The organism is Sphingomonas sp., assembly GCF_042096255.1.
In the GTDB taxonomy this organism is placed as follows: domain Bacteria; phylum Pseudomonadota; class Alphaproteobacteria; order Sphingomonadales; family Sphingomonadaceae; genus Sphingomonas.
This window is the reverse complement of sequence record NZ_JBELLZ010000017.1, coordinates 1-22,359: the sequence shown is the minus strand read 5'-3', so window position 1 is coordinate 22,359 and position 22,359 is coordinate 1. Positions and strand designations below refer to the sequence as shown.

At 69.1% G+C, this 22,359-nt stretch carries 17 protein-coding genes; 6 read left to right on the top strand and 11 right to left on the bottom strand.

Annotated features, from left to right (window positions below):
* Positions 1-56: 56 nt before the first annotated feature.
* From ACFDTH_RS05375 to xylA, 3 genes are read left to right on the top strand one after another with little or no spacing between them, the layout of a single operon-like run.
* On the top strand, positions 57-1,136 hold the full coding sequence (locus tag ACFDTH_RS05375) for a glycoside hydrolase family 43 protein (protein ID WP_375286479.1): 1,080 nt from the start codon (positions 57-59) through the stop codon (positions 1,134-1,136).
* A gap of 6 nt (positions 1,137-1,142) precedes the next feature.
* A complete protein-coding gene (gene xylB, locus ACFDTH_RS05370; protein ID WP_375286478.1) occupies positions 1,143-2,591 on the top strand; it encodes a xylulokinase in 1,449 nt (482 codons plus the stop codon).
* Between the two features lie 14 nt (positions 2,592-2,605).
* Positions 2,606-3,916, top strand: a complete 1,311-nt coding sequence (gene xylA, locus ACFDTH_RS05365) for a xylose isomerase (RefSeq protein ID WP_375286477.1) — start codon at positions 2,606-2,608, stop codon at positions 3,914-3,916.
* 127 nt (positions 3,917-4,043) lie between these two features.
* On the opposite strand, the gene ACFDTH_RS05360 is transcribed toward xylA, so the two are convergent.
* Genes ACFDTH_RS05360 through ACFDTH_RS05335 form a run of 6 tightly spaced genes read right to left on the bottom strand, consistent with a single transcriptional unit; the run spans position 4,044 to position 13,035 of the window.
* Positions 4,044-5,249, bottom strand: coding sequence for an SGNH/GDSL hydrolase family protein (locus ACFDTH_RS05360; protein WP_375286476.1), 1,206 nt, complete (start codon positions 5,247-5,249; stop codon positions 4,044-4,046).
* The gene (locus tag ACFDTH_RS05355) at positions 5,246-6,691 is read right to left on the bottom strand and encodes a mannitol dehydrogenase family protein (protein ID WP_375286505.1); all 1,446 of its coding nucleotides are present in this window, start codon (positions 6,689-6,691) and stop codon (positions 5,246-5,248) included. The genes ACFDTH_RS05360 and ACFDTH_RS05355 overlap by 4 nt, the downstream gene beginning before the upstream one ends.
* Positions 6,679-8,091 (bottom strand): glucuronate isomerase, encoded by a 1,413-nt coding sequence (uxaC, locus tag ACFDTH_RS05350; RefSeq protein WP_375286475.1) that lies wholly within the window; start codon positions 8,089-8,091, stop codon positions 6,679-6,681. Before uxaC ends, ACFDTH_RS05355 begins: the two co-directional genes overlap by 13 nt.
* Positions 8,088-9,410 (bottom strand): MFS transporter, encoded by a 1,323-nt coding sequence (locus ACFDTH_RS05345; protein WP_375286474.1) that lies wholly within the window; start codon positions 9,408-9,410, stop codon positions 8,088-8,090. The genes uxaC and ACFDTH_RS05345 overlap by 4 nt, the downstream gene beginning before the upstream one ends.
* Positions 9,407-10,618, bottom strand: a complete 1,212-nt coding sequence (gene manD / locus ACFDTH_RS05340) for a D-mannonate dehydratase ManD (RefSeq protein WP_375286473.1) — start codon at positions 10,616-10,618, stop codon at positions 9,407-9,409. Before manD ends, ACFDTH_RS05345 begins: the two co-directional genes overlap by 4 nt.
* A gap of 8 nt (positions 10,619-10,626) precedes the next feature.
* Positions 10,627-13,035, bottom strand: a complete 2,409-nt coding sequence (locus ACFDTH_RS05335; protein WP_375286472.1) for a glycoside hydrolase family 3 N-terminal domain-containing protein — start codon at positions 13,033-13,035, stop codon at positions 10,627-10,629.
* 129 nt (positions 13,036-13,164) lie between these two features.
* Between ACFDTH_RS05335 and ACFDTH_RS05330 the strand changes: the two genes are divergently transcribed.
* Positions 13,165-15,264 carry an alpha-glucuronidase family glycosyl hydrolase gene (locus ACFDTH_RS05330; RefSeq protein WP_375286471.1) on the top strand — a complete coding sequence of 700 codons (2,100 nt, stop codon included), beginning with the start codon at positions 13,165-13,167 and terminating at the stop codon, positions 15,262-15,264.
* A gap of 3 nt (positions 15,265-15,267) precedes the next feature.
* Here ACFDTH_RS05330 and ACFDTH_RS05325 read toward each other — a convergent pair whose 3' ends face one another.
* Positions 15,268-16,077: a ThuA domain-containing protein gene (locus ACFDTH_RS05325; RefSeq protein ID WP_375286470.1), complete on the bottom strand. Its 810-nt coding sequence runs from the start codon at positions 16,075-16,077 to the stop codon at positions 15,268-15,270.
* Positions 16,078-16,142: 65 nt separating this feature from the next.
* Here ACFDTH_RS05325 and ACFDTH_RS05320 point away from each other — a divergent pair, with 65 nt between their 5' ends.
* Positions 16,143-17,234: a LacI family DNA-binding transcriptional regulator gene (locus tag ACFDTH_RS05320; protein WP_375286469.1), complete on the top strand. Its 1,092-nt coding sequence runs from the start codon at positions 16,143-16,145 to the stop codon at positions 17,232-17,234.
* Positions 17,235-17,238: 4 nt separating this feature from the next.
* Here ACFDTH_RS05320 and ACFDTH_RS05315 read toward each other — a convergent pair whose 3' ends face one another.
* From ACFDTH_RS05315 to ACFDTH_RS05300, 4 genes are read right to left on the bottom strand one after another with little or no spacing between them, the layout of a single operon-like run.
* Entirely contained in the window at positions 17,239-18,660 is a 1,422-nt protein-coding gene (locus tag ACFDTH_RS05315) for a sugar porter family MFS transporter (protein WP_375286468.1), read from the bottom strand.
* A 33-nt stretch (positions 18,661-18,693) separates the two neighbouring features.
* Entirely contained in the window at positions 18,694-19,548 is an 855-nt protein-coding gene (locus tag ACFDTH_RS05310) for an SMP-30/gluconolactonase/LRE family protein (protein ID WP_375286467.1), read from the bottom strand.
* Position 19,549: 1 nt separating this feature from the next.
* Positions 19,550-20,293 carry an SDR family NAD(P)-dependent oxidoreductase gene (locus tag ACFDTH_RS05305; RefSeq protein ID WP_375286504.1) on the bottom strand — a complete coding sequence of 248 codons (744 nt, stop codon included), beginning with the start codon at positions 20,291-20,293 and terminating at the stop codon, positions 19,550-19,552.
* Between the two features lie 5 nt (positions 20,294-20,298).
* Positions 20,299-21,432: a fumarylacetoacetate hydrolase family protein gene (locus ACFDTH_RS05300; protein WP_375286466.1), complete on the bottom strand. Its 1,134-nt coding sequence runs from the start codon at positions 21,430-21,432 to the stop codon at positions 20,299-20,301.
* A gap of 106 nt (positions 21,433-21,538) precedes the next feature.
* Here ACFDTH_RS05300 and ACFDTH_RS05295 point away from each other — a divergent pair.
* Positions 21,539-22,359: sugar kinase (locus ACFDTH_RS05295; protein WP_375286465.1), on the top strand; the 821-nt coding region annotated here is incomplete at its 3' end.

The following is a 22,359-nucleotide window of genomic DNA, read 5'->3' as shown; positions in this document are numbered from 1 at the left end:
GATGGTAGCGCTCCCTTATGATGGCGGCGACGAACCGCGATACGCAGGAGAGGCACATGAAACGGATCGCCACCTTTGCCCTTGGCACAGCCCTTGTGGCGCTGACCGGCGCCACCGCACCTGTGAAGGAAGAGCCCCGCGCGCCCGATGGCCGCCGCTTCCTGTCCCAGCCGCTGGTGACGGAGATCTACACTGCAGACCCGTCCGCACACGTCTTCAACGGCAAAATCTACGTCTATCCCAGCCATGACATCGACGGACCAACCCCCGAAGACGATCTGGGCGCGCATTTCGAGATGCGCGATTATCGGGTGATCAGCATGGACAAGGTCGGCGGCAAAGTGACGCTCCACCCGGTCGCGCTCGACGTGAAGGACGTGCCCTGGGCCGACCGGCAGATGTGGGCGCCCGATGCGGCCTACAAGAACGGCACCTATTATCTCTACTTCCCCGCCAAGGATCGCCAGGGCGCGTTCCGCATCGGCGTCGCCACTTCCAAGTCGCCGGTCGGCCCGTTCAAGGCGCAGCCGCAGCCGATCAAGGGCAGCTTCTCGATCGACCCGGCGGTGTTCACCGACACCGACGGCAAGAGCTACATGTATTTCGGCGGCATCTGGGGTGGGCAGCTCCAGCGCAATGTGACCGGCACCTATGATCCGAACGGTTCGAAAACCGATCTTCAGGCCCCCGACAAGCCGGCGCTGATGCCCAAGGTGGCGGCGATGACGGGCGACATGCTGGAGTTCGCCGAGACGCCGCGTGACGTCGTGATCCTCGACGAGGCAGGCAAGCCGATCCTGGGTGGCGACACCGAGCGCCGGTTCTTCGAAGCAGCTTGGATGCACAAGTACAAGGGCAAGTACTATTTCAGCTATTCCACGGGCGACACGCACTTTCTGAACTATGCGATCGGCGAAAGCCCCTACGGCCCATTTACCTACAAAGGGCATGTGCTGCTGCCGGTCTTGGGCTGGACGACGCACCATTCAATCGTCGAGCATAACGGCCGCTGGTGGCTGTTCTATGCGGACAGTCAGCTCTCCAAAGGCAACACGCGGCTGCGCAACGTGAAGGTGACCGAGCTGTTCTACAACCCGGACGGCACGATCCGCACCATTGACCCGTTCGTGAAGTAGGCGCGCATGTTCCTCGGCATCGATATCGGCACCTCTGGCGTCAAGGCGGTCGTCCTGGACGAGCATGGCGCGGTGGTGGCGCAGGGCACCGCCGCCCTCACCGTGCAGCGCCCGTACCCGCTCTGGTCCGAGCAGGAGCCCGAAGCGTGGTGGACCGCCACGAACGCTGCGGTGCAGGCGATCGACCCGGCTGTGCGCCGCGCCGTGCGCGGGATCGGCGTCGCCGGGCAGATGCACGGCGCCACCCTTCTCGGCGCCGACGATCGCCCGCTCCGCCCGGCGATCTTGTGGAACGACGGGCGCTCGCATGTGGAATGCGCTGAGCTGGAGGGGGCGGCGCCCGAGCTGCGCGGCGTTTCCGGCAATATCGCCATGCCCGGCTTCACCGCGCCGAAGCTGTTGTGGGTCCGCAAGCACGAGCCGAAAGTGTTCGCCGCCACCCGCACCGTGCTGCTGCCCAAGGACCATGTCCGGCTGCGGATGACCGGCGAGAAGGCCTCGGACGTGTCGGACGCCGCGGGCACCCTGTGGCTCGACACCGGCGCGCGCGACTGGAGCGACACGCTGCTCGCTGCCACCGGGCTGACCCGCGACCACATGCCGCGCGCGGTTGAGGGCACCGACGTCACCGGCACGCTGCGCGCCGAAGTGGCGGAAGCCTGGGGCATGGCGCGCGTGCCGGTCGCGGGCGGCGGCGGCGACAATGCCGCGGGCGCCGCGGGCATCGGCGTGGTCCGCGACGGCAATGCCTTGCTGTCGCTCGGCACCTCGGGCGTGATCTTCGTCGCGACGCAGGACTTCCGGCCCAATCCGGCCCGCGCGGTGCACGCCTTCTGCCATTGTGTGCCCGGCCTGTGGCACCAGATGGCGGTCCACCTGTCTGCCGCCGCTTGCATCGACTGGGTCGCGCGGCTGATCGGCGCCAGCGGGCCGGCGGAGCTGTTCGCCAAGGCGGAAAGCGCCGGGCCGGCGAGCGGGCCGGAGATCTTCCTGCCCTATCTCTCCGGCGAGCGGACGCCGCACAACGACGCCGAGGTCCGCGCCGGTTTCCTGCGGCTCGACAATGACACGACGCCCGAGCGGCTGGCGCAGGCGGTGCTGGAGGGCGTCGCCTTCGCGCTGGCCGACGGGCTGGCGGTGCTGCGCGAGGCGGGCACGTCCGTGTCCTCACTCTCAGTGATCGGCGGCGGGGCGCGGTCCCGCTATTGGGGCGAGACGCTGGCGGCGGCGCTCGATGCCGAACTGGTCTATCTGCAAGGCGGCGAGGTCGGCCCCGCGCTAGGCGCCGCGCGGCTGGCGCAACTCGCCGTTGATGGCGGCACGCCCGCCGAGGTCTGCGTCGCCCCACCCGTGTCGCACCGGATCGCACCGGATGCGCAGGTGGCCGCACGCCTCGCCCCCAAGCTCGCCGCCTTCCGGAACTTCTATCCCCGCATCACCCCCAAGACCCTGTAAGAAGGACCATTCCCATGTCCGCCGACTTCTTCGCCGACATTCCCACAATCCGCTACGAGGGGCCCGAAACCGACAACGAACTCGCTTACCGGTTCTACGACAAGGACCGGGTGGTGCTGGGCAAGCGCATGGAGGACCACCTCCGCTTCGCCGCCTGCTTCTGGCACACCTTCGTCTGGCCGGGCAGCGACGTCTTCGGCGGCGGCACCTTCAATCGCCCGTGGCACCAGGGCGCGAACGACAGCGCCGCGGCGGCGAGCAAGCGTGAGGTCGCGTTCGACTTCTTCCAGAAGCTCGATATCCCCTTCTACACCTTCCACGACGTCGACGTGATGGCCGACGCGACCTCGGTCGCCGAACATCGCCGCTTCTTCGCCGAGGCGGTGGAGCATCTGGAGAAGCTGCAGGCCTCCTCGGGCCGCAAATTGCTGTGGGGCACCGCCAACGCGTTCAGCCACCCGCGCTACGCCGCCGGCGCCGCGACCAACCCCGATCCCGAAGTCTATGCCTTTGCCGCGATGCAGGTCCGCGACGCGCTGGAGGCGACCCACCGGCTGGGCGGCGCGAACTACGTGCTGTGGGGCGGCCGCGAGGGCTATGAGACCCTGCTCAACACCGACCTCAAGCGCGAACTCGACAATTTCGGCCGCTTCCTGAGCCTGGTGGTCGAGCACAAGCACAAGATCGGCTTCACCGGCACCATCCTGATCGAGCCGAAGCCGCACGAGCCGACCAAGCACCAGTACGACTTCGACACCGCGACGGTGTACGGCTTCCTCAAGCGCTACGGCCTCGAGGACGACGTGCGCGTCAACATCGAGGCGAACCACGCCACCTTGTCGGGCCACACCTTCGAGCATGAGATCGCCACCGCCGGCGCGCTCGGCATCTTCGGCTCGATCGACGCGAACCGCGGCGACCCGCAGAACGGCTGGGACACCGACCAATTCCCCAACTCGGTCGAGGAACTGACGCTGGCGATGCTGGAGATCCTGCGCGCGGGCGGCTTCACCACCGGCGGGTTCAACTTCGACGCCAAGGTGCGCCGCCAGTCCATGGACGCGGTGGACCTGTTCCACGGCCATGTCGGCGGCATCGACGTGGTGGCGAAGGGCCTGCTCAACGCCGCGGCGCTGATCGAGGACGGCCGGCTGGATGCGGCGCGGAGCGAGCGTTACGCGGGCTGGACGGGCGACTTCGGCGGCAAGCTGGCCGGGCTCGACCTGGCCGGGATCGCCGATCTGGCGGTGGAGCAGGCGATCGATCCCAAGCCGCGCTCGGGCCGGCAGGAGCGGCTGGAGAATCTGATCAACCGGTTCATCTGAGCGAGCCGCTACTCCAGCGCGGCTCACCTCAACCGTTCGTGCTGAGCGAAGTCGAAGCACCTGGCACGCGTTGCGCTTGCCCTTCGACTTCGCTCAGGGTGAACGGGTGAGGGGCGTCCGGCGATTTCTATCGCAACGCTTCGAGCGGCACCGCTTCGGCCATCGCGCGGAATCCCGCCGGGTTCGGATGCAACCCGTCGCCGGTATCGTACGCCGGCAGCAGGCGATCCGGCCGCTTCGGATCGCGCGTCACCCGATCGAGATCGATCACGCTATCGAAATGCCCCGGCGTGCGGATCCAGGCGTTGATCGCCTGCCGCGCCGCCTCGGCATCAGCACCGGGATGGTAATATTCGTTGCTGGCGAAGGGCAGGATCGTCGCGCCATGCACCTTGAGGCCGCGGGCACGCGCGCGGGCGACGATCTGGGCATAGGCACCGGTCAGCCGCGCCACGAGGTCGCGATACTCGGCCGCGCTCGGCTGCCGGTCGCGGCCGAGCGTGCCGAGGTCGTTGACGCCCTCCAGCACGATGAGGTGGCCGACGCCGGGCAGCGCCAGCACGTCGCGGTCGAGCCGCGCCATCGCGCTCGGGCCCAGCCCGTCGAGCAGCACGCGATTGCCGCCGATCCCCTGGTTGATCACCGCCGCCCGCCCGCCCAGCCGGCGCGCGAGCACGTCAGTCCAGCGATCATTGCCATCGGTGGTCGAACCGCGGCCGTCGGTGATCGAGTCGCCGAGCACGACCACGCCGTCGCGGGCGGCACAGCTCTCCACCTCGATGCCGGAGAGGAGGTACCAACGTTCGATCGGAGTCGCGGCGGGCAGATCCGCCGCGGCGGTCGCATCGCCGCGGACGACCCAGGAGGTGGCGCGCGAACCCGGGTGCGCGGTTTGCGAAGCGGGCACCTGCGCGACATGGAGGCTGACCGCCATGTCGCCGAACGCGGCGACCGGCAGGTCGACCGGATCGCTCAGCCAATCCGCGCCCGACGGGATCACCGCCCCCGCTTGGCCGGCGAAGCGCAGCGAGCGCAGGCTGCCGTCCGCAATCCGCGCGGTGCTGTTGCTGGCGGAACGGGCCAGGGTCGCGGCGGTGATATGGAGTGGCGTATCGCCAAACGCATTGGAGACGCGCACCCGCAGCCGTTTGCCGGCGATCGACAGGCGGACGATCTGACGCAGCGTCGTGTCGGTCAGCGCCCCGGCGGGCAGCGCATTGGCAGCGTCGGGCTTCAACTGCGACGAACCCCAAGCGGCGCGCCACGGGCAGGTCTGCGCCAGCACCGGCGTCGCCGACATTAGGGCAGCGCTCACGAGCAGCCACCGGATCATGCCCGCACCCCGATCAGCCGCTCGATCGCGGCGCGCGCGCTGCCGCGTTCGAGCGCGGCGAAATGCTCGGCGATCGTGCCGCGGGCGCGGCGGTCGAGATCGGCGCCGAGCAGGGCAAGATAATCGTCGACGCCGCCTGCCTCGGCGAGCCGCGCGGCGATCGGATCGTCGATGGTGAAATGCTCACCGAGATCGGTCACCCCTGCCTGCCAGCGCATCCAGGCGGCGACCGCGAGCGCCAGCGCCTCGACCGGGAGCCCCCGCGCGCGCCGCTCGGCCATCGGCGCGATCAGCCGTTGGGGCAGCTTCTGCGAGCCATCCATGGCGATCTGGCGCGTACGGTGCTGGAGCGCGGGATTGGCGAAGCGCGCCATCAGCGCGCGGCGATAGGCAGGCACATCGAGCCCGGCGGGCGGATCGAGCGTCTCCGCTGCCTCTTCCCACAGCGCCTCGACCAACGCCCTGCCCTCCGGCCTCCCGACGAACTCATGCACATAGGTATCGCCGGCGAGCCCGCCGAGATAGGCGATCGCCGAATGCGCGCCGTTGAGCAGGCGCAGCTTCGCATCCTCCCAGGGCGCGACCGCATCGGTGAGCTGGACGCCGAAGGCGGCAAGGTCCGGGCGCGGCCCGCAGAAGCGGTTCTCGACCACCCATTGCAGGAACGGCTCGGTCTTCACCATCGCGCGATCCTGGACGCCCAGCCGTGCGGCGAGCACCGCGACATCGGCGTCGGTGGTGGCGGGGACGATCCGGTCGACCATGGTCGCCGGGAACGCCCCCTCCGCCGCAATCCATTCCGCGAGCGCTGGATCATGCGCCTGCGCCATCGCCAGCACCGCGTCGCGCAGCAAGGCGCCGTTGTCCGGCAGGTTGTCGCAGGACAAGGCGGTGAACGGCGCCAGCCCGGCGGCGCGGCGTGCAGCAAGCCCGGGGACAAGGAAGCCCGCGGCAGTACGCGGAGCCTCCAGCGAGGCAAGGTCATGCGCCACGTCGGGATCATCGCGCAGCAGGCCGCCGCCGGCGCGATCGAGCTTGTAGCCCTTCTCGGTGATCGTCAGCGTGACCAGGTGCGTGTCCGGCGAGGCCAGCGCGGCGACCACCGCGGCAGGGTCCTCGGGCGCGACCAACACCTCCCTCACCGCGCCGATCACCTGTGTGCGCTCGCCCTCCCCGTCGCGCACCAGCAACGTGTAGAGCCCGTCCTGCGGCGCCATCTGGTCGCGCACGCCCGCCGAGCGCAGCGACACGCCGGTGACGCCCCAGCGCAGGTCGCCCGAAGCGAGCGCCGCCTCGAAGATCGCCGCCTGGTGGGCGCGGTGAAAGGCGCCGATGCCGAGATGGACGACGCCGCGCCGCACCGCGTCGCGGTCATAACGCGGCACCGCGACATTGGCGGGCAGCCGGTCGAGCGTGGCGGCGGAGAGTCTCACAACCGGTATGCCGCCTTGACGAGATCATAGGCCAGCGCGCGCGCCACCTCATGCGCCTCGTCCTCTTCGAGGCGATGGTCGGCGACCAGCCCGGCAAGGAAAGCACAGTCCATCCGCCGCGCCACATCGTGCCGCGCCGGGATCGACAGGAAGGCGCGGGTGTCGTCGTTGAACCCCACCGTGTTGTAGAAGCCGGCGGTCTCGGTCATCCGCTCGCGGAAGCGGCGCATGCCCTCCGGGCTGTCGTGGAACCACCAGGGCGGGCCCAGCCGCAACGCCGGATAATGTCCCGCCATCGGCGCCAGCTCGCGCGCATAGACATCCTCGTCGAGCGTGAAGAGGATGAGGGTCAGCCGGGGATCATTGCCGTATCGATCGAGCAGCGGCTTCAAGGCGCGGACGAACTCGCCGGGCAGCGGGATGTCGCCGCCCTTGTCGCGGCCGAAGCGCGCCAGCACCTCGGCATTGTGGCTGCGGTAGACGGCGGGATGCAACTGCATCACCATCCCGTCCTCCACCGACATGCCGGCCATCTCGGTGAGCATCTGGGCGCGGAACAGCTCGGCATCGGCGGGCGTCGCGCCGGCGAGGACGCGCGCGTAGAGCGCCGCGGCATCCTCGCGCGACAGATTGGCGGTGGCGGCGGAGGGATGGCCGTGGTCGGTCGAGGTCGCCCCCGCCGCGCGGAAGCGCGCGCGGTGGAAGCGATGCGCGGCGAGATAGCCGTCCCAGGTCGACACGTCCGTGCCCGCAGAGTCGCCGAAGCGGCGGACGTTCGCCGCGAAGCCGTCCGTTTCGGGATCGACCACCGGATCGGGGCGATAGGCGGTCACCACCCGGCCGCTCCACCCGCTCTCGCGGATCGCGCGATGATGGTCGAGCGGGTCGAGCGGGCTTTCGGTGGTGGCGATCACCTCGATGCCGAACCGCTCGAACAAAGCGCGCGGGCGGAAGGCCTCGGTCTTCAGCGCCGCCTCGATCACGTCATAGTAATGGTCAGCGGTCGCCGTCTCCAGCCGCACGTCGATGCCGAAACACTCGGCGAAGACCCAGTCGAGCCACATCCGCGTCGGCGTGCCGCGGAACAGGTGGTAGTGCGCGGCAAAGGTACGCCAGATCGCGCGCGGATCGGTCTCGGTCGGGCTGCCGTTCACCGTCGGCACGCCGAGCGCGTCGAGCGGCACGCTTTGGCTCATCAGCATGCGGAAGGCGTAGTGATCGGGGACGATCAGCAGGCTGGCGGCATCGCTGAACGGCTCGTTGCGCGCGAACCAGGCCGGATCGGTGTGGCCGTGCGGGCTGACGATCGGCAGGTCCTTGACCCCCGCATACAGCGCCCGCGCGATCGCGCGCGTACCCGGATCGGCGGGGAACAGCCGGTCGGGGTGGAGGGTCAGCGGTTTGGTCATGCGGGGGGGCTCATCTTCACGTCGGCGTAGCGTGGGTTGATCAGGTGGGTGACGAGCAGCGCGACCAGATAGGCGAGCCCGCAGGCGACGAAGAACGGTCCGTAGCTGCCCACCGTGTCGAGCAGCACGCCCAACGACTTGGAGGCGATGAAGCCCCCGACGGCGCCAGCGAACCCGCCCAGCCCGATCAGCGTGCCTTGCGCATAGCGCGGGAAAGAGTCGCCGGGCAGCGCGAAGACGTTGGTCGAGAAGCCCTGGTGCGCCGCGCAGGCCATGCCGATCAGCGCCACCGCGATCCAGATGTTGCTCGCCTGCCCGGCGAACATCACCGGCAGCGCGAACAGCGCGCAGAAGAACATCGCCCGCTTGCGGGCGCGGCCGGTGGCAACGCCGCGCTTCAAGAGGTGCGAGCTGTACCAGCCGCCGACGATCGCGCCCACGTCTGCCAGGATGTAGATCAACACCAGCGGCGGACCGAAGCTCTTGAGGTCATAGCCATATTGCTTGCTGAAGAAATCCGGCAGCCAGAACAGGAAGGTCCACCACACCGGGTCGATCAGGAAGCGCGCCGCCATATATGCCCAGGTCTGTCGATAGCGGAGCACGCGGCCGAAGCCGGCGCGGCCCACCTCCTCCACCGGCTCCGCCTCGATATAGGCGCGCTCCTCGGGGGTGAGGCGCGGATGCTCTGCGGGCTTGCGGTAGAAGACCCACCACGCCGCCAGCCAGACGAGGTTGAACAGACCGGTGATGATGAACGCCCAGCGCCAGTCGAGCAGCAGTCCCGCGACCAGGAACGACACCAGCAAAGGCGTGACGATCGCACCCACATTGGCGCCGGCGTTGAAGATGCCGATCGCCAGCGCGCGCTCTTTCTTGGGGAACCATTGCGAGGCGGCGGCGAGCGCGGAAGGGTAGGTCCCCGCCTCGCCCAGCGCCAGCGGGATGCGGGCGATGGCGAAGCCGGTGGTGCTGGTGACCAGGGTCTGCGCGAAATGACCCGCGGTCCAGGTACCCATCGCGATCAGGTAACCCACGCGCGCGCCATACCGGTCGATCAGCCAGCCGAAGCCGAGAAAGCCCAGGCCGTAGCAGACCTGAAAATAGCCGGTGACGTCGCCATAGCCCTGGTTGGTCCATCCATAGAGGGCGGTGAGCTGCGGCTTGAGCACGCCCAGCACCAGCCGGTCGATGTAGGACAGCACCACCGCAGCGAACAGCAGCCCGCAGACGATCCAGCGCACACGGCCGCGGGGCTTCTCCACGGCATGGATGGCGGCCTCGTTCGCCTCCGCCGCGACGTCTCCGAGCCGGCTCACCAGTTGTACATCGTGCCGTCTTCCAGCCGGTTCACCGGCAGGAAGGCGCGTTGATACGGGTATTTGGCGGCGAGGTCTTCGTCGATGTCGACCCCCAGCCCGGGCGCGTCGCCGGGGTGCATCATACCATCGGCGAAGGTGTAGCTGTGCGGGAAGACCGCGTCGGTCTCATCGGTGTGGCGCATATATTCCTGCACGCCGAAGTTGGGCACCGACAGGTCGAAGTGCAGCGCCGCGGCCATGCACACTGGGGACAGGTCGGTTGCCCCATGGCAGCCGGTGCGGATCTGGTAGAGGTCGGCCAGCGCGGCGATGCGGCGCAGGTGGGTGATGCCGCCGGCATGGACCACGGTGGCGCGGATATAGTCGATCAGCTGGTTCTGGATCAGGTCTTTGGCGTCCCAGATCGAGTTGAAGATCTCCCCCACCGCCAGCGGCGCGGTGGTGTGCTGGCGAATCAGGCGGAAGGCTTCCTGGTTCTCCGCGGGCGTCGCATCTTCCAGCCAGAACGGTCGATAGGGTTCGAGATCACGGCCCAGCCGCCCCGCCTCGATCGGGGTCAAGCGATGGTGGATGTCGTGGAGCAGATGGACGTCCCAGCCCAACGCCTCGCGCGCGGCGGCGAACAGCTCGGGCACCACGCGCAGATACTTCGCCGTGTTCCAGACATTCTCGGTCGGCAGGTTGGCGTCGGCCGGCTCGTAGAAATAGCGGTCCTTGCCGACGCCATAGGTGCTGGCCATGCCGGGCACGCCGCACTGGAGGCGGATCGCCCTGTAGCCCTGCTGCTGGTAATCGAGCGCGACGTCGATCGTATCCTGGATCGAGACGCCATTGGCGTGGCCATAGACCATCACGCCCTCGCGGCTCGCCCCGCCGAGCAACTGATAGACCGGCAGCCCGGCGAGCTTGCCCTTGATGTCCCACAAAGCGGTATCGACCGCGGCGATCGCGGTCATCGTCACCGGTCCGCGCCGCCAATAGGCGCCCTTGTAGAGATACTGCCAGATATCCTCGATCCGGTGCGCGTCGCGTCCGATCAGACAGGGCACGACATGATCGGAGAGGTAGCTCGCCACCGCCAGCTCGCGGCCGTTGAGCGTGGCATCGCCGATGCCGGTGGTGCCGTCGTCGCACTCGATCTTGAGCGTGACGAAGTTGCGCCCCGGGCAGGTGACGATGACACGGGCTGAAACGATCTTGGGCATCGGGCTCCTCAGGCGATCTCTAGCGTGGCGGTCTGGAGGGTGCGGCTGTCCGCGCCGGTCATGATGTCGAACAGGCCGGGCTCGACTACCTCGCGCATCTCATCGTTCCAGATGGTGAAGGCATCGGGGTTGAGCGTGAACTTGACAGTGCGGCGCTCGCCCGGAGCAAGCGTCACCCGTTCGAACCCCCTGAGCGCCTTGAGCGGCTGAGTCACAGAGGCGACCTGGTCGCGGATGTAGAGCTGGACCACCTCGTCACCGGCGCGCTGGCCGACATTGGCGACGTCCACCTCCACCGTGACGCTGCCGGCGACGCCGATCTTCGGCGCGGACAGGCGCGGCTTGCCCAACTCGAACTTCGTGTAGCTGAGCCCGAAGCCGAACGGGAACAGCGGTTCCGTGCCCTCGAACAGATAGCCGCGCCGCGCCGAAGGCTTGGCATCATAGAACACCGGCAGCTGGCCGACATGCCGCGCGACGCTGACCGCCAGCTTGCCGCCGGGATTGACGTCGCCGAACAGCGCGGCGGCCATGGCGTGGCCGCCCTCCTGCCCCATGTACCAGCATTCCAGCAGCGCGTTCGCCTCTGCCGCGACGGTGGGCCAGGACGGCGGACGGCCGTTGATCGCCACCACCACCACCGGCTTGCCGGTCGCCTTCATCGCGGCGAATAGCGCATTCTGCTCGCCGAGGAGATCGAGACTCGCGCGGTCGCCGAGGTGGTTCTTGGCATAGCCCTCGCGGCTGGTCTGCTCGGTATCGCCGATCGCCAGCAGGATCAGGTCGGCGGCCTTGGCCACATCCACCGCCTCGGCGATCAGCTGGCGGTTGCGGGCGGGATCGGCGAGCAGCACCTCATTGGCGCCGCGATCCTCGCTCTGGGTGATGAACACGCCCTGCGCATGCACCACCTCCGCCTTGCCGGCGAGGCGCGCGCGCACGCCATCGAGCAGCGACACCGGGTTCTTCGGGATCGAGGAATAGCCGCCCAGCCGCGCCACCGCCGCGTTCGGACCGATCACCGCCACCCTTTTGTGCGCGCCCGCCGCGAGCGGCAGCGTGCCGTCGTTGGTGAGCAAAGTGATCGCCTTGGCCGCGGAGTCGCGCGCCAGCGCCAGCGCCTCGGCATTGGCGGTCAGTCGTGCCGCCGCGCGCGGGTCGACCGGCCCCGCCTCGAACAGCCCGGCACGGAACTTCATGATAAGCATGCGCGCGCAGGCGGCATCAATCAGCGAAACGGGCACCTTGCCGGCACGGACCTGGTCGGCGAGGCCCATATAAGCCTCGCCATCGGGTAGGTCGCAGTCGACACCGGCGAGCAGCGCCAGATGCGCCGCGCCGCCCAGATCGGGCGCGATCTTGTGGAAGGTCGCCAGTTCGCCGATCGCGGCATAGTCGCTAACGATTGCGCCGTCGAAGCCCCATTCGCCGCGCAGCACGTCGCTCAGCAGCCAGCGGTTGGCGTGGCTCGGCACGCCGTCGATCTCATTGTAGGACGGCATCACCGCAGCGATGCCGGTTTCCTTCACCACCTTGCGGAACGGCGGAAAGAAGCGCTCGCGCAGCTCGCGCTCGGCGAGCGGTGCGGGGGCGACGTTGACCCCGCTCTCGGGCTGGCCGTGGCCGGTCATGTGCTTGAGCGTGGCGAAGACCTTGCCGGGCTGAAGCATCTTGCTGTTGCCCTGGAGGCCGCGCACGGCGGCGACGCCCATCTCGCCGCACAGATAGCTGTCTTCGCCGAACGTCTCCTCGATCCGGCCCCAGCGCGGGTCGCGGGCGATATCGACCACGGGCGAAAGCGCCAGCACGGTGCCGTGCGCGCGCACCTCGCGGCCGATCACCGCGCTGACCCGCTGCATCAGGTCGCGATCGAAGCTGCCGGCGAGCGCGATCGCCTGCGGGAAACTAGTGGCCTCCGGCGCCATATAGCCGTGGAGCGCCTCCTCGTGGAACAGGATCGGGATCCCGAGACGGGTGCGCTCGCGCGCCCACTTCTGTGCGGCGTTGACGAAGGCGATCGTGTCGGCCGGCTTGCGCCAGCGCCCGGTGCTGTCGGCGGCGGCATCGTTGGCAGTCGCCGCGCCGCCGCGATCGGACGGCCGCGCGATCTGGCCGATGCCGTGCGGGTGCGCCGCATCCGCCTTGGCCGGATCGAAGGCGAGCGCGTCGGTCATCACCTCGCGCTTGCGCCGCGACAGCGTGGTAAGCTGCGCGACCTTCTCGTCCAGCGTCATGCGCGCCAGCAGGTCGCGGACACGCAGGTCGATCGGCGCGCGCGCGTCCTTGTAGATGGCGGGAGCGGCCGCGGCGCGCAGACCGGCGGGCAGGAAGGCGAGCGTGGAGACGATGCCGGCGGAGCGGAGCAGATGCCGGCGCGACAGTTTCGCTGCACCCTTTGCAGCCCGATCGTCGCGCATCCTCAGCTCCTCCGCCTAAACAGTGTGCGCGGCATTGCTGTCGATGCCGTCGTCGTGATAGCGGTAACATGCACAAGCGGCTTGCGGGTTGTCAACCCGACGAGCGCAGAACGGTATAAGGGGAAGAGGATGAAAGCGCGCGTTGCGATCCGGGCCATGGCCCTGCTGGCGAGCGTCTCGATCGGCGTGCTGGCCACGCCCGCGGCGCTGGCGGAAGACGGCTATGCGCTGTGGATGCGCCAGGCTGCGCCGGCGTCTTCGGTTGATGTCACCGTTCGCGGCGAGACACCCGTCCTCGCCACCGCCGCCGCCGAACTGCGCCGCGCGCTTCCGGCGGACGCCGGCCCCGTGCTGCTCGCCGCTGCGGCCGATCCCGAGGTCGCGCGCCTGCGCCTGCCGACCGCCACGCTAGGCGACGAAGGCTATCTGGTGCGCCGCGCCACGATCGGCGGGCGCAGCGTCACGTTGGTGACCGGCAACGGCGATCGCGGCCTGCTCTACGGCGCCTTCGCGCTGCTGCGCCACCTCGCAACCGGCGGGACCGCCGCCAGCGTCGACCTCACCTCGGCGCCGGCGGTGCAGCTGCGCGTCCTCAACCATTGGGACAACCTCGATGGCCGGGTGGAGCGCGGCTATGCCGGCCATTCGATCTGGGACTGGTGGAACCTGCCCGACGTCCGGGACCCGCGCTACACCGATTACGCCCGCGCCAATGCCTCGATCGGCATCAACGGCACCGTGCTCAACAACGTCAACGCCAAGGCCGACAGCCTGACCGCGCCGTATATCGCCAAGGCAGCGGCGGTGGCGGACGTGCTGCGCCCCTATGGCATCAAGGTTTATCTCTCCGCGCGCTTCTCCGCCCCCATCGAGATCGGCGGGCTCAAGACCGCCGACCCGCGCGATCCACAGGTCGCCGCCTGGTGGAAGGCCAAGGCAGACGAGATCTACCGCGCCATCCCCGACTTCGGCGGCTTTCTCGTCAAGGCGAACAGCGAGGGGCAGCCAGGCCCGCGCGATTACAACGCCAGCCATGCTGACGGCGCCAACATGCTCGCCGCCGCGGTGAAGCCGCATGGCGGCATCGTGATGTGGCGCGCCTTCGTCTATGCCGACACCGACCCTGACGATCGCGCCAAGCAGGCCTATACCGAGTTCAAGCCGCTCGACGGCAGCTTCGCCGACAATGTCATCGTCCAGGTGAAGAACGGCGCGATCGACTTCCAGCCGCGCGAGCCCTTCCATCCGCTGTTCGGCGCCATGCCCAAGACACCGTTGATGATGGAGTTCCAAATCACCAAGGAATATCTCGGTTTCGCCAGCCACCTCGCCTATCTCGGGCCTTTGTTCGAGGAGGTGCTGGACGCGAAGACCGGGGTCGGCCGGGAGACGGTGGCGGGCGTGGTCACCGGCGCGGCCGAGCGGCACAAATTGAGCGGCATGGCCGGCGTCGCCAACATCGGCGACGACCGCGACTGGAGCGGATCGACCTTCAACCAGGCGAATTGGTACGTGTTCGGGCGGATGGCGTGGGACCCTGCGCTGTCCGCCGAAGCGGTGGCGCGCGAATGGGCGGCGCAGACCTTCGGCACCGATCCCGCGCTGCTCGACCAGATCACCGCGATGATGATGGAATCGCGCGAGGCGGTGGTGGACTATACCGGCCCGCTCGGCCTCGCCCATCTGATGGCGACCGGGCATCATTACGGGCCAGGGCCGTGGGTGGCCGATCTCCAGCGGCCCGAATGGAACCCGGTCTATTATCATCGTGCCGACAGGAACGGTATCGGCTTCGACCGCACGAAGACCGGCAGCAACGCGGTCGCGCAATATGCGCCGGCGGTGGCGCGGCTTTATGCGAGGCCGGAGACGACGCCGGTCGCCGAATTGCTGTGGTTCCACCACCTTCCCTGGGACTATCGCCTGAAGACCGGCCGGACGCTCTGGGCCGAGCTGGTCGCGCGTTACGATCGCGGTGTCGCCACGGTGAGCGACCTGCGCCGCCGCTGGGATGCGCTCAAACCCAAGGTGGATGCCGAGCGCTGGCAGAAGACCGCGTCGCTGCTGGCGGTGCAGGAGCGCGAAGCGCGCTGGTGGCGCGACGCGAGCCTCGCCTATTGGATGTCGGTCAACGGCCTGCCCCTGCCCGCCGGAGTCGCGCCGCCCGGGCACGATCTCGCCTGGTACAAGGCGCAGAGCTTCCCCTTCGCTCCCGGCAACCCGCACTGATCCTCAGCAATGCCGCCCCGCCGCCCAGCGGATCGCATTGCCGATCAGCCGGCGGTGGAGCGGCTCGGCATAGCTTTCGGCGCGATGGCCGAGCGCGGAGAAGATCGCCCGGCCCTTGGCGACGCAGCGCGTCCAGACGATCGGGTGGCGGCCCATTCTCTGCTCGGGCGCGGGGCGGTAGCTGCCCTCGTCCAGCGTCGCCAGGATGCGGGTGCCGGCGCCAATCGGCACGCGATCGAAGGCATACCATTCCTCCACGCGCTGCCAGACCTTCGGCAGGCCCTGCATGGCGGGATGGTCGGGCGCCTCGACGTGGATGTCGCCCTGCTGGAACTGATCGGGCGTGGAGGTGTGGCCGATGAACTGCGCGCCGAGCAACGTGTCTCGATACCAGGCCCAATCGTAGCGATGGTCCCCGCCCGCGCCGTGGAGCAGCACCACGCCGCCGCCACGCTCGATCCAGGCGCGGAGGGCGGCGCGCTGCGCCTCGGTGAAGATCGTGCCGCTGGTGGAGTTGAGCACCACCACGCGGAAGCGGGCGAGATCGCGCGGGTTCATCACCGCCGCATTCTCGGTGGCGAAGACGTCGCGTCCGCCCTCGCGGGCGATCTCTTGCACCGCGCTTGTGGCGGCGACGATCTGGTCGGGATCGCGAAAGCCATTGGTCTTCGACAGGACCAGCACCGCCCCCTTGCGCAGCGGCGGAATCGCCGGCGCCACCTGGTCCATCACCGGGGTGGGCCAGTTGCGCGGGTTCTTGACATAGGGCACCGCCTGCGCCGCCATCAGCGCCACCGTCATCAACGTGATCATCTTCTCTCTCCCAATCTTGCCGCATCGCGGTGCCGCGCCTTAAGCATCGGCGCGAAAGGACTTGCATGAAGGATCCCCGCGGCGCGCGGCGCCAGCGCAACATGCCCACGATCAGCGACGTCGCGGAGCGCGCAGGCGTGTCGCCGATGACGGTCAGCCGCGTGATCAACGGCCAGAACACCGTGCGCGAGGAAACGCGGCTGCGCGTCGAGGCGGCGATCGCCGAGCTCAATTACGCGCCCAGCACCGCCGCACGTACGCTGGCGGGCGGCGAGGAGATCCGCATCGGGCTGCTCCACGCCAACCCGTCGTTCGCCTATCTTAGCGAGTTCCTGGTCGGCGGGCTGGAGCAGGCCAGCCGCAGCAACGTGCAGCTGGTGGTGGAGAAATGCGACGAGGAAGACGTGCTCGACGCAGACGGCGTGCCGGCGATCGAGCATCTGCTGCGCGGGCGCATCCACGGCATCGTCCTGCCGCCGCCGCTGAGCGACTCGCCCCGCATCCTGGCGGCGCTGGAAGGACGCGGCGTGCCCGTGGTGGCGGTGGCGACCGGCCGTGCGCCGGACTGGGCCCTGTCGGTCAGCATCGACGACCGGCGCGCTGCCTACGACATGACCCGGCACCTCGGCGCGCTCGGCCATGTCCGCATCGGGCTGATCACCGGCAACCCGAACCAGACCGCCAGCGGCGAGCGGGTGGAGGGGTATCGCGCGGCGCTGGACGACATGGGCATCGACTTCGATGCCGAGCTGGTGGTGGAAGGGCTGTTCACCTATCGCTCCGGGCTCGACGCCGCGGACCGGTTGCTCGAACTTCCCGCCCCGCCGTCCGCCATCTTCGCCTCCAACGACGACATGGCGGCGGCAACGGTGGCGGTGGCGCATCGCAAGGGGCTGGACGTGCCGGGCGACCTCACCGTCTGCGGCTTCGACGATACTGCGCTGGCGACCACCATCTGGCCCGAGCTGACGACCATTCGCCAGCCGGTGACCGAGATGTCGCGCACCGCGGTGGACCTGCTGGTGCGGCAGATCCGCGCGCATAACGCGACCGGTGAGGGCGTCGAGCAGAAGCACCTCCTTGCCGACTACGAGCTGATCCGCCGCCAGTCGGACGCCGCCCCGCGCCGGCGGCCACCGGCGCGGAACGGGCGCTGACCGATCAGCCCTGCATGTCCTCCAGCTCGCGCCCGCTGGTCTCGTTGACCAACGCCTTGACGAAGAAGAACGAGATCGCCGCGAACGCCGCATAGCCGGTGTAGGTGACCGCCAGGCCGGGCGACACCGCCAGCGCGGGGAAGCTCACCGACACCGCCGCATTGGCGATCCACTGCGCGAAGCCCGCCACCGCCAGGCCGGAGCCGCGGATCTGGTTGGGGAACATCTCGCCCAGCATCACCCACATCACCGGGCCCCAGGACACGTTGAAGAAGACGACGTACAGGTTGGCGGCGACCAGTGCGATCAGGCCGTTGTTGCCGGGCAGAGAGACGCCGCCGTCGACACCGGTAACCGCGGTGGAGAAGGCCCAGGCGACCACCGCCAGCGTCATCGCCATGCCCGCCGAGCCGATCAGCAGCAGCGGCTTGCGCCCGACACGGTCCACCACCGCCATGGTGACGAGGCAGGCGCCGATCGAGAGCACGCCCGAGAGGATGTTGATCTGGAGCGCATTGTCCTCGGTGAAGCCAACCGCCTCCCAGAGCGTCGCGCCATAATAGAAGACGACGTTGATGCCGACGAGTTGCTGGAACACGGCGAGGCCGATGCCCGCCCAGACGATCGGGCGCACTTTGCCCGAGACCTTGTCGACCAGATCCGACAGCTTGGGGCGATGCAGGTCGCTCGCCAGGCTGGCGCGGATCTCCGCGACCTTGCGGTCGGCCGCGGCGGCGCCGAACAGCCGCTGGAGCACGCCGCGCGCCTCCTCGTCCCGGCCGCGCGCGACCAGGTAGCGCGGGCTTTCCGGAATGCCGAGCAGGGCGATGAGGTAGATCGCCGCGGGGATCGCCTGCAGCCAGAACATCCAGCGCCAGGCAGGGAAATCGAGCCACAAGGGTGCGGTCGATTCGCCAGCGAAACGCGCGAGGACGAAGTTCGCCACGAACGCGCCGGTCAGGCCGGTGATGATCATCACCTGCTGGATGCTCGACAGGCGGCCGCGGATGCCGGCCGGGGTGACTTCGGAAATATAGACCGGCGAGATCACGCTCGCCGCGCCGACGCCCAGGCCGCCCAGAATGCGCGCGACGATGAACACCGCCGAGGAGCCCGCTGCGCCTGCCAGCAGGGCGCTTACCAGGAACAGCACCGCCGCCAGCATCATCACGCCGCGCCGGCCCATGATGTCGGCCAGCCGCCCCGCGCCGAACGCGCCGATCGCCGAGCCGACCAGGATTGCGCCGACATTGACGCCGATGCCGAGCTTGCCGAGGTCGAACGCGCTTTCCAGCCCCTTCTGCGTGCCGTTGATCACGCCCGAATCATAGCCGAACATGAAGCCGCCGATCGTCGCCACGCTGACGATGCCGGCGATGAACCGCATGTTGACCTGATCGCTGCCGGCCGTTGCCGCCGTTGCCATTGCCACCCTTCTCCCGATCGTAGTTTGTTGTCGTTAGACCCTTGCCGGCGTGACGGACAGCCCCGCGACGCCCGGATCGAAGGCGAACAGGTCGCCGGCATGCGGCTGGGCCGCCAGCGCCGCCGCATCGAGCCCCTTGCGCGCGGTGGTCGCATAGGCCGTGCGCAGGCCCTCGCCGCCGAACGCCATCTTGGTGACGTTGGCCACCGGGAAGCGGACGGTCACCATCAGCGTGCCCGCCGGATCGTAGCGCCGCACGCCCCAGCCGCCGAACAGCGCCACCCAGAGGCAGCCTTCCGCGTCCGTAACCGACCCGTCGGGATAACCCTCGCCGTCGATGACGATGTGTCGCTCAGGCGCGCCGAGACTGCCGTCGTCGTTCACGGGTACACGCCAGATCGTCTTGCCGAGCGTATCGGTGTGATAGAGTGTCCGCGCGTCGGCGGCGATCGCCGGGCCGTTGGTGATGACCACCGGCGCCAGCCCGCTGTCTTCGCAGCTGCCGTCATGCCGGTAGAGCCGCCCGGTCGCCTCGGTCTCGGCATCGTCCATGCTGCCGAACCAGAGGCGACCGTGCCGGTCGGTCGCGGCGTCGTTGAGCCGGTTGCCGGTCAGTGACGGCTCGGGATCGTGGAACGGTGTGAAGGCGCCCGTCGCGGGATCGAAGCGGTGCAGCCCCGTCTTCACGCCGGCGATCATGTCCCCGGCCGTTGACGGCAGCACCCAGCCGACCTGGTCCGGCGCGCTCCACTGCCTGGCATCGCCGGTGACCGGATCGAAGCGGTGGACCAGCCGGCCCTTGATGTCGACGAACCACAGCGCGTCGCCGGTCCACACCGGCCCCTCGCCCAGCATCGCGCCGACCGGGAGGACCGGATCGGCGGTCATCTCAGCGCCAGCCCGCATCGACGAAATAGGCGTGGCCGGTGCACATCTGCGCATCGTCCGAGGCGAGGAACAGCGCCATCGCGGCGATGTCGGCCGGCTGGATGCGCCCGTCCAGGCATTGCTCGGCGACGATCTGCGCCTCGCCCTCGGGCGTGTACCATTGCTGCTGCCGCGGCGTCTGCACGTTGCCGGGGACGATGGTGGTGACGCGGATCGCGTCCCGCCCCAACTCGCGCGCCAGGCTGCGGGTCAGCCCCTCGATGCCCGCCTTGGCGGTCTGGTAGAGGGTCAGCTCGGGCAGGCCGAGATGCCAGCTGATCGAGCCGAGGTTGATGATCGCCCCGCCACCGGAGGCGCGCATGCCCGGTGCCACCGCCTGAGCGGCGAAGAACAGGTGGCGCAGGTTGGTCGCCATCCGCTCGTCCCAATAATCGGGCGTCACCTCGTCGATCGTGTGCCGATCGTCGCTGGCGGCATTGTTGACCAGCACGTCGATCCCGCCGAGCTCGCTCGAAACGGTCGAGATGCACCCCCGCAGCGTCTCCACCTCGCGCAGGTCGCAGCGCAGGAAGCGCGTGCCTTCGGTCCGCGCGGCCAGCGCCTCACCCGCCTCGCCATCAATGTCGAGAAAGGCGACGCGCGCGCCCTGAGCCGCGAACGCCTCCACCAGCCCGGCGCCGATGCCGCTCGCGCCACCGGTGATCAGCACCCTCTTGCCGGCAAGGCTGGGGTATCGCGCGTGCATCGAGGTCACTTGGTGGCTCCCAGCAGGCCGCGGCCGCCCAGATTTGCGATCAGCGCGGCGATGCCCGTCTCCCACGACGCCGCGTCTCGCGAGGTGACGACGCGGTTGGCGAGCGTGCCGAGCCGTTCGCTTGCGATCGCCACGGTGTCGCCGATCTTGTGGGTGAATCCCCGCCCCGGCTCGTCGCGATCCTGCACCGGCGCGAACAGGGTGCCGAGGAACAGCACGAAGCCGTCGGGATATTGATGCTCACTCAGCGTCTGTCGGACCAGCTCCAGCGGATCGCGGCTGATCTCCGCCATGTTGCTGGCACCTTCCAGCAGATAGCCGTCCTCGCCGCGGATGGTCAGCGACACCTCGGCGCGGCGCACGTCGTCGATCGTGAACGTGTCGTCGAACAGCCGCACCAACGGGCCAAGCGAGCAGGACGCATTGTTGTCCTTGGCCTTGCCGAGCAGCAGCGCCGAGCGACCCTCGAAATCACGCAGGTTCACGTCGTTGCCAAGGGTGGCGCCGACCGCCTTGCCGCGGCTGTCGACCAGCAGCGCGATTTCCGGCTCCGGATTGTTCCAGCTCGAATCGGAGCGGATGCCGATCTCCGCATCCGGTCCCATCGTCGCCAGCACCGGCGCCTTGGTGAACACCTCCGCATCCGGACCGATCGCGACCTCCAGATATTGCGACCACAGCCCGTCCTCGATCAACGCCGCCTTGAGAGCCGCCGCCTCGGCCGAGCCGGGCACCACCGATCGGATCGAGCCGCCCATCCGATCTTCCAGCCGCTCGCGGATTGCCGCCGCCGCGGACCAGTCGCCGCGCGCGCGCTCCTCGATCACCCGCTCGATTGCGGACACCGCAAAGGTAACGCCGCAGGCCTTGACGCATTGCAGGTCGACCGGGCTGAGCAGCTGGTGCGCTTCAGGATCGAAGCGGCCGAGCGGCGTGCCGCCCGCGCCCGAGAAGTCGCCGCGCTCGACGAGGTGCGACACCGTGGGTACCACCGCCGTCATGTCGTGGAGGATGCCGCCGACCAGCAGGACCGGGCTCGGCCCCGCATTCGTGCGCAGGCGGCCGACAAAGGCGCCGCGCTCCCAATCGGCAGGCAGCGCCGATGCTGCCCCGCCTGGCGAGCCCTTCATGATCCCTCCCCTCGACAACCGTGTTTGATAGCGCTACCAGCATGCAACTGCGCCGCTTGTCAAGGGCGCGCGCAACAAAGCGGAAACAGGGGAGGACGGGATCGCCATGAGGCATGTGCTTTGCTTTGGTGAGATCCTGCTCAGGCTCTCGGCGCCCGGCGGCGCGCCGCTGTTCCACGAACCCCGGCTCGATGCCAATTTCGGCGGAGCGGAAGCCAATGTCGCGGTGGCGCTCGCCCGGCTGGGCGTGCCCAGCGCGATGCTCTCGGCCCTCCCTCACGGCCAAGTCGGCGATGCTGCGCGGGACGGGTTACGGCGGCACGGCGTGGACGTGTCCCGCATCGTCCGCGGCGATGGGCGGCTGGGCCTCTATTACCTCACGCCCGGCGCGGGGCTGCGCGCGTCGGCGATCGTCTATGACCGGCTGGACAGCCTGTTCGCGCGCATGCCGGCGGAGGCCTATGACTGGCCGGCGCTGCTGGAAGGGGCGTCCTGGCTGCACCTTTCTGGGATCATCCCCGCGATCGGGCCGGAGGCGGCGCGGGTGAGCCTCGCCGCGATCGCGGCGGCTCGCGCCGCGGGAGTGCGGGTGTCGTTCGACGGCAACTTCCGCGCCTCGATGTGGGCGCGCTGGTGCCCCGATCCGGCGCCAATCCTGTGCGACCATGTCGCGGGCGCCGACCTGCTGTTCGGCAACCATCGCGACATCGCGCTGATGCTCGGCCGCGACTTCGGCGGCGACGGGCCCGAGCGGCGGCGGGAGGCGGCGGAAGCGGCGTTCGCGCGCTTCCCGCAACTGGCGCACATCGCCTCCACCGCGCGGCAGGCGATCCATGCGCGGCACAACAGTCTGTCGGCGCGGGTCGACATGCCCAAGCAGGCCTTCGAAACCGAGGCGCTCGACATTGCCGACATCATCGACCGGAT

Coding starts and splice junctions, on each gene's coding strand:
- ACFDTH_RS05375 (WP_375286479.1), top strand. CDS start 57: ATGAAACGGATCGCCACCTTTGCCCTTGGCACAGCCCTTGTGGCGCTG.
- ACFDTH_RS05360 (WP_375286476.1), bottom strand. CDS start 5,249: ATGATCCGGTGGCTGCTCGTGAGCGCTGCCCTAATGTCGGCGACGCCG.
- xylA (WP_375286477.1), top strand. CDS start 2,606: ATGTCCGCCGACTTCTTCGCCGACATTCCCACAATCCGCTACGAGGGG.
- ACFDTH_RS05320 (WP_375286469.1), top strand. CDS start 16,143: ATGAAGGATCCCCGCGGCGCGCGGCGCCAGCGCAACATGCCCACGATC.
- ACFDTH_RS05315 (WP_375286468.1), bottom strand. CDS start 18,660: ATGGCAACGGCGGCAACGGCCGGCAGCGATCAGGTCAACATGCGGTTC.
- xylB (WP_375286478.1), top strand. CDS start 1,143: ATGTTCCTCGGCATCGATATCGGCACCTCTGGCGTCAAGGCGGTCGTC.
- ACFDTH_RS05305 (WP_375286504.1), bottom strand. CDS start 20,293: ATGCACGCGCGATACCCCAGCCTTGCCGGCAAGAGGGTGCTGATCACC.
- ACFDTH_RS05335 (WP_375286472.1), bottom strand. CDS start 13,035: ATGCGCGACGATCGGGCTGCAAAGGGTGCAGCGAAACTGTCGCGCCGG.
- ACFDTH_RS05300 (WP_375286466.1), bottom strand. CDS start 21,432: ATGAAGGGCTCGCCAGGCGGGGCAGCATCGGCGCTGCCTGCCGATTGG.
- uxaC (WP_375286475.1), bottom strand. CDS start 8,091: ATGACCAAACCGCTGACCCTCCACCCCGACCGGCTGTTCCCCGCCGAT.
- manD (WP_375286473.1), bottom strand. CDS start 10,618: ATGCCCAAGATCGTTTCAGCCCGTGTCATCGTCACCTGCCCGGGGCGC.
- ACFDTH_RS05325 (WP_375286470.1), bottom strand. CDS start 16,077: ATGATCACGTTGATGACGGTGGCGCTGATGGCGGCGCAGGCGGTGCCC.
- ACFDTH_RS05330 (WP_375286471.1), top strand. CDS start 13,165: ATGAAAGCGCGCGTTGCGATCCGGGCCATGGCCCTGCTGGCGAGCGTC.
- ACFDTH_RS05310 (WP_375286467.1), bottom strand. CDS start 19,548: ATGACCGCCGATCCGGTCCTCCCGGTCGGCGCGATGCTGGGCGAGGGG.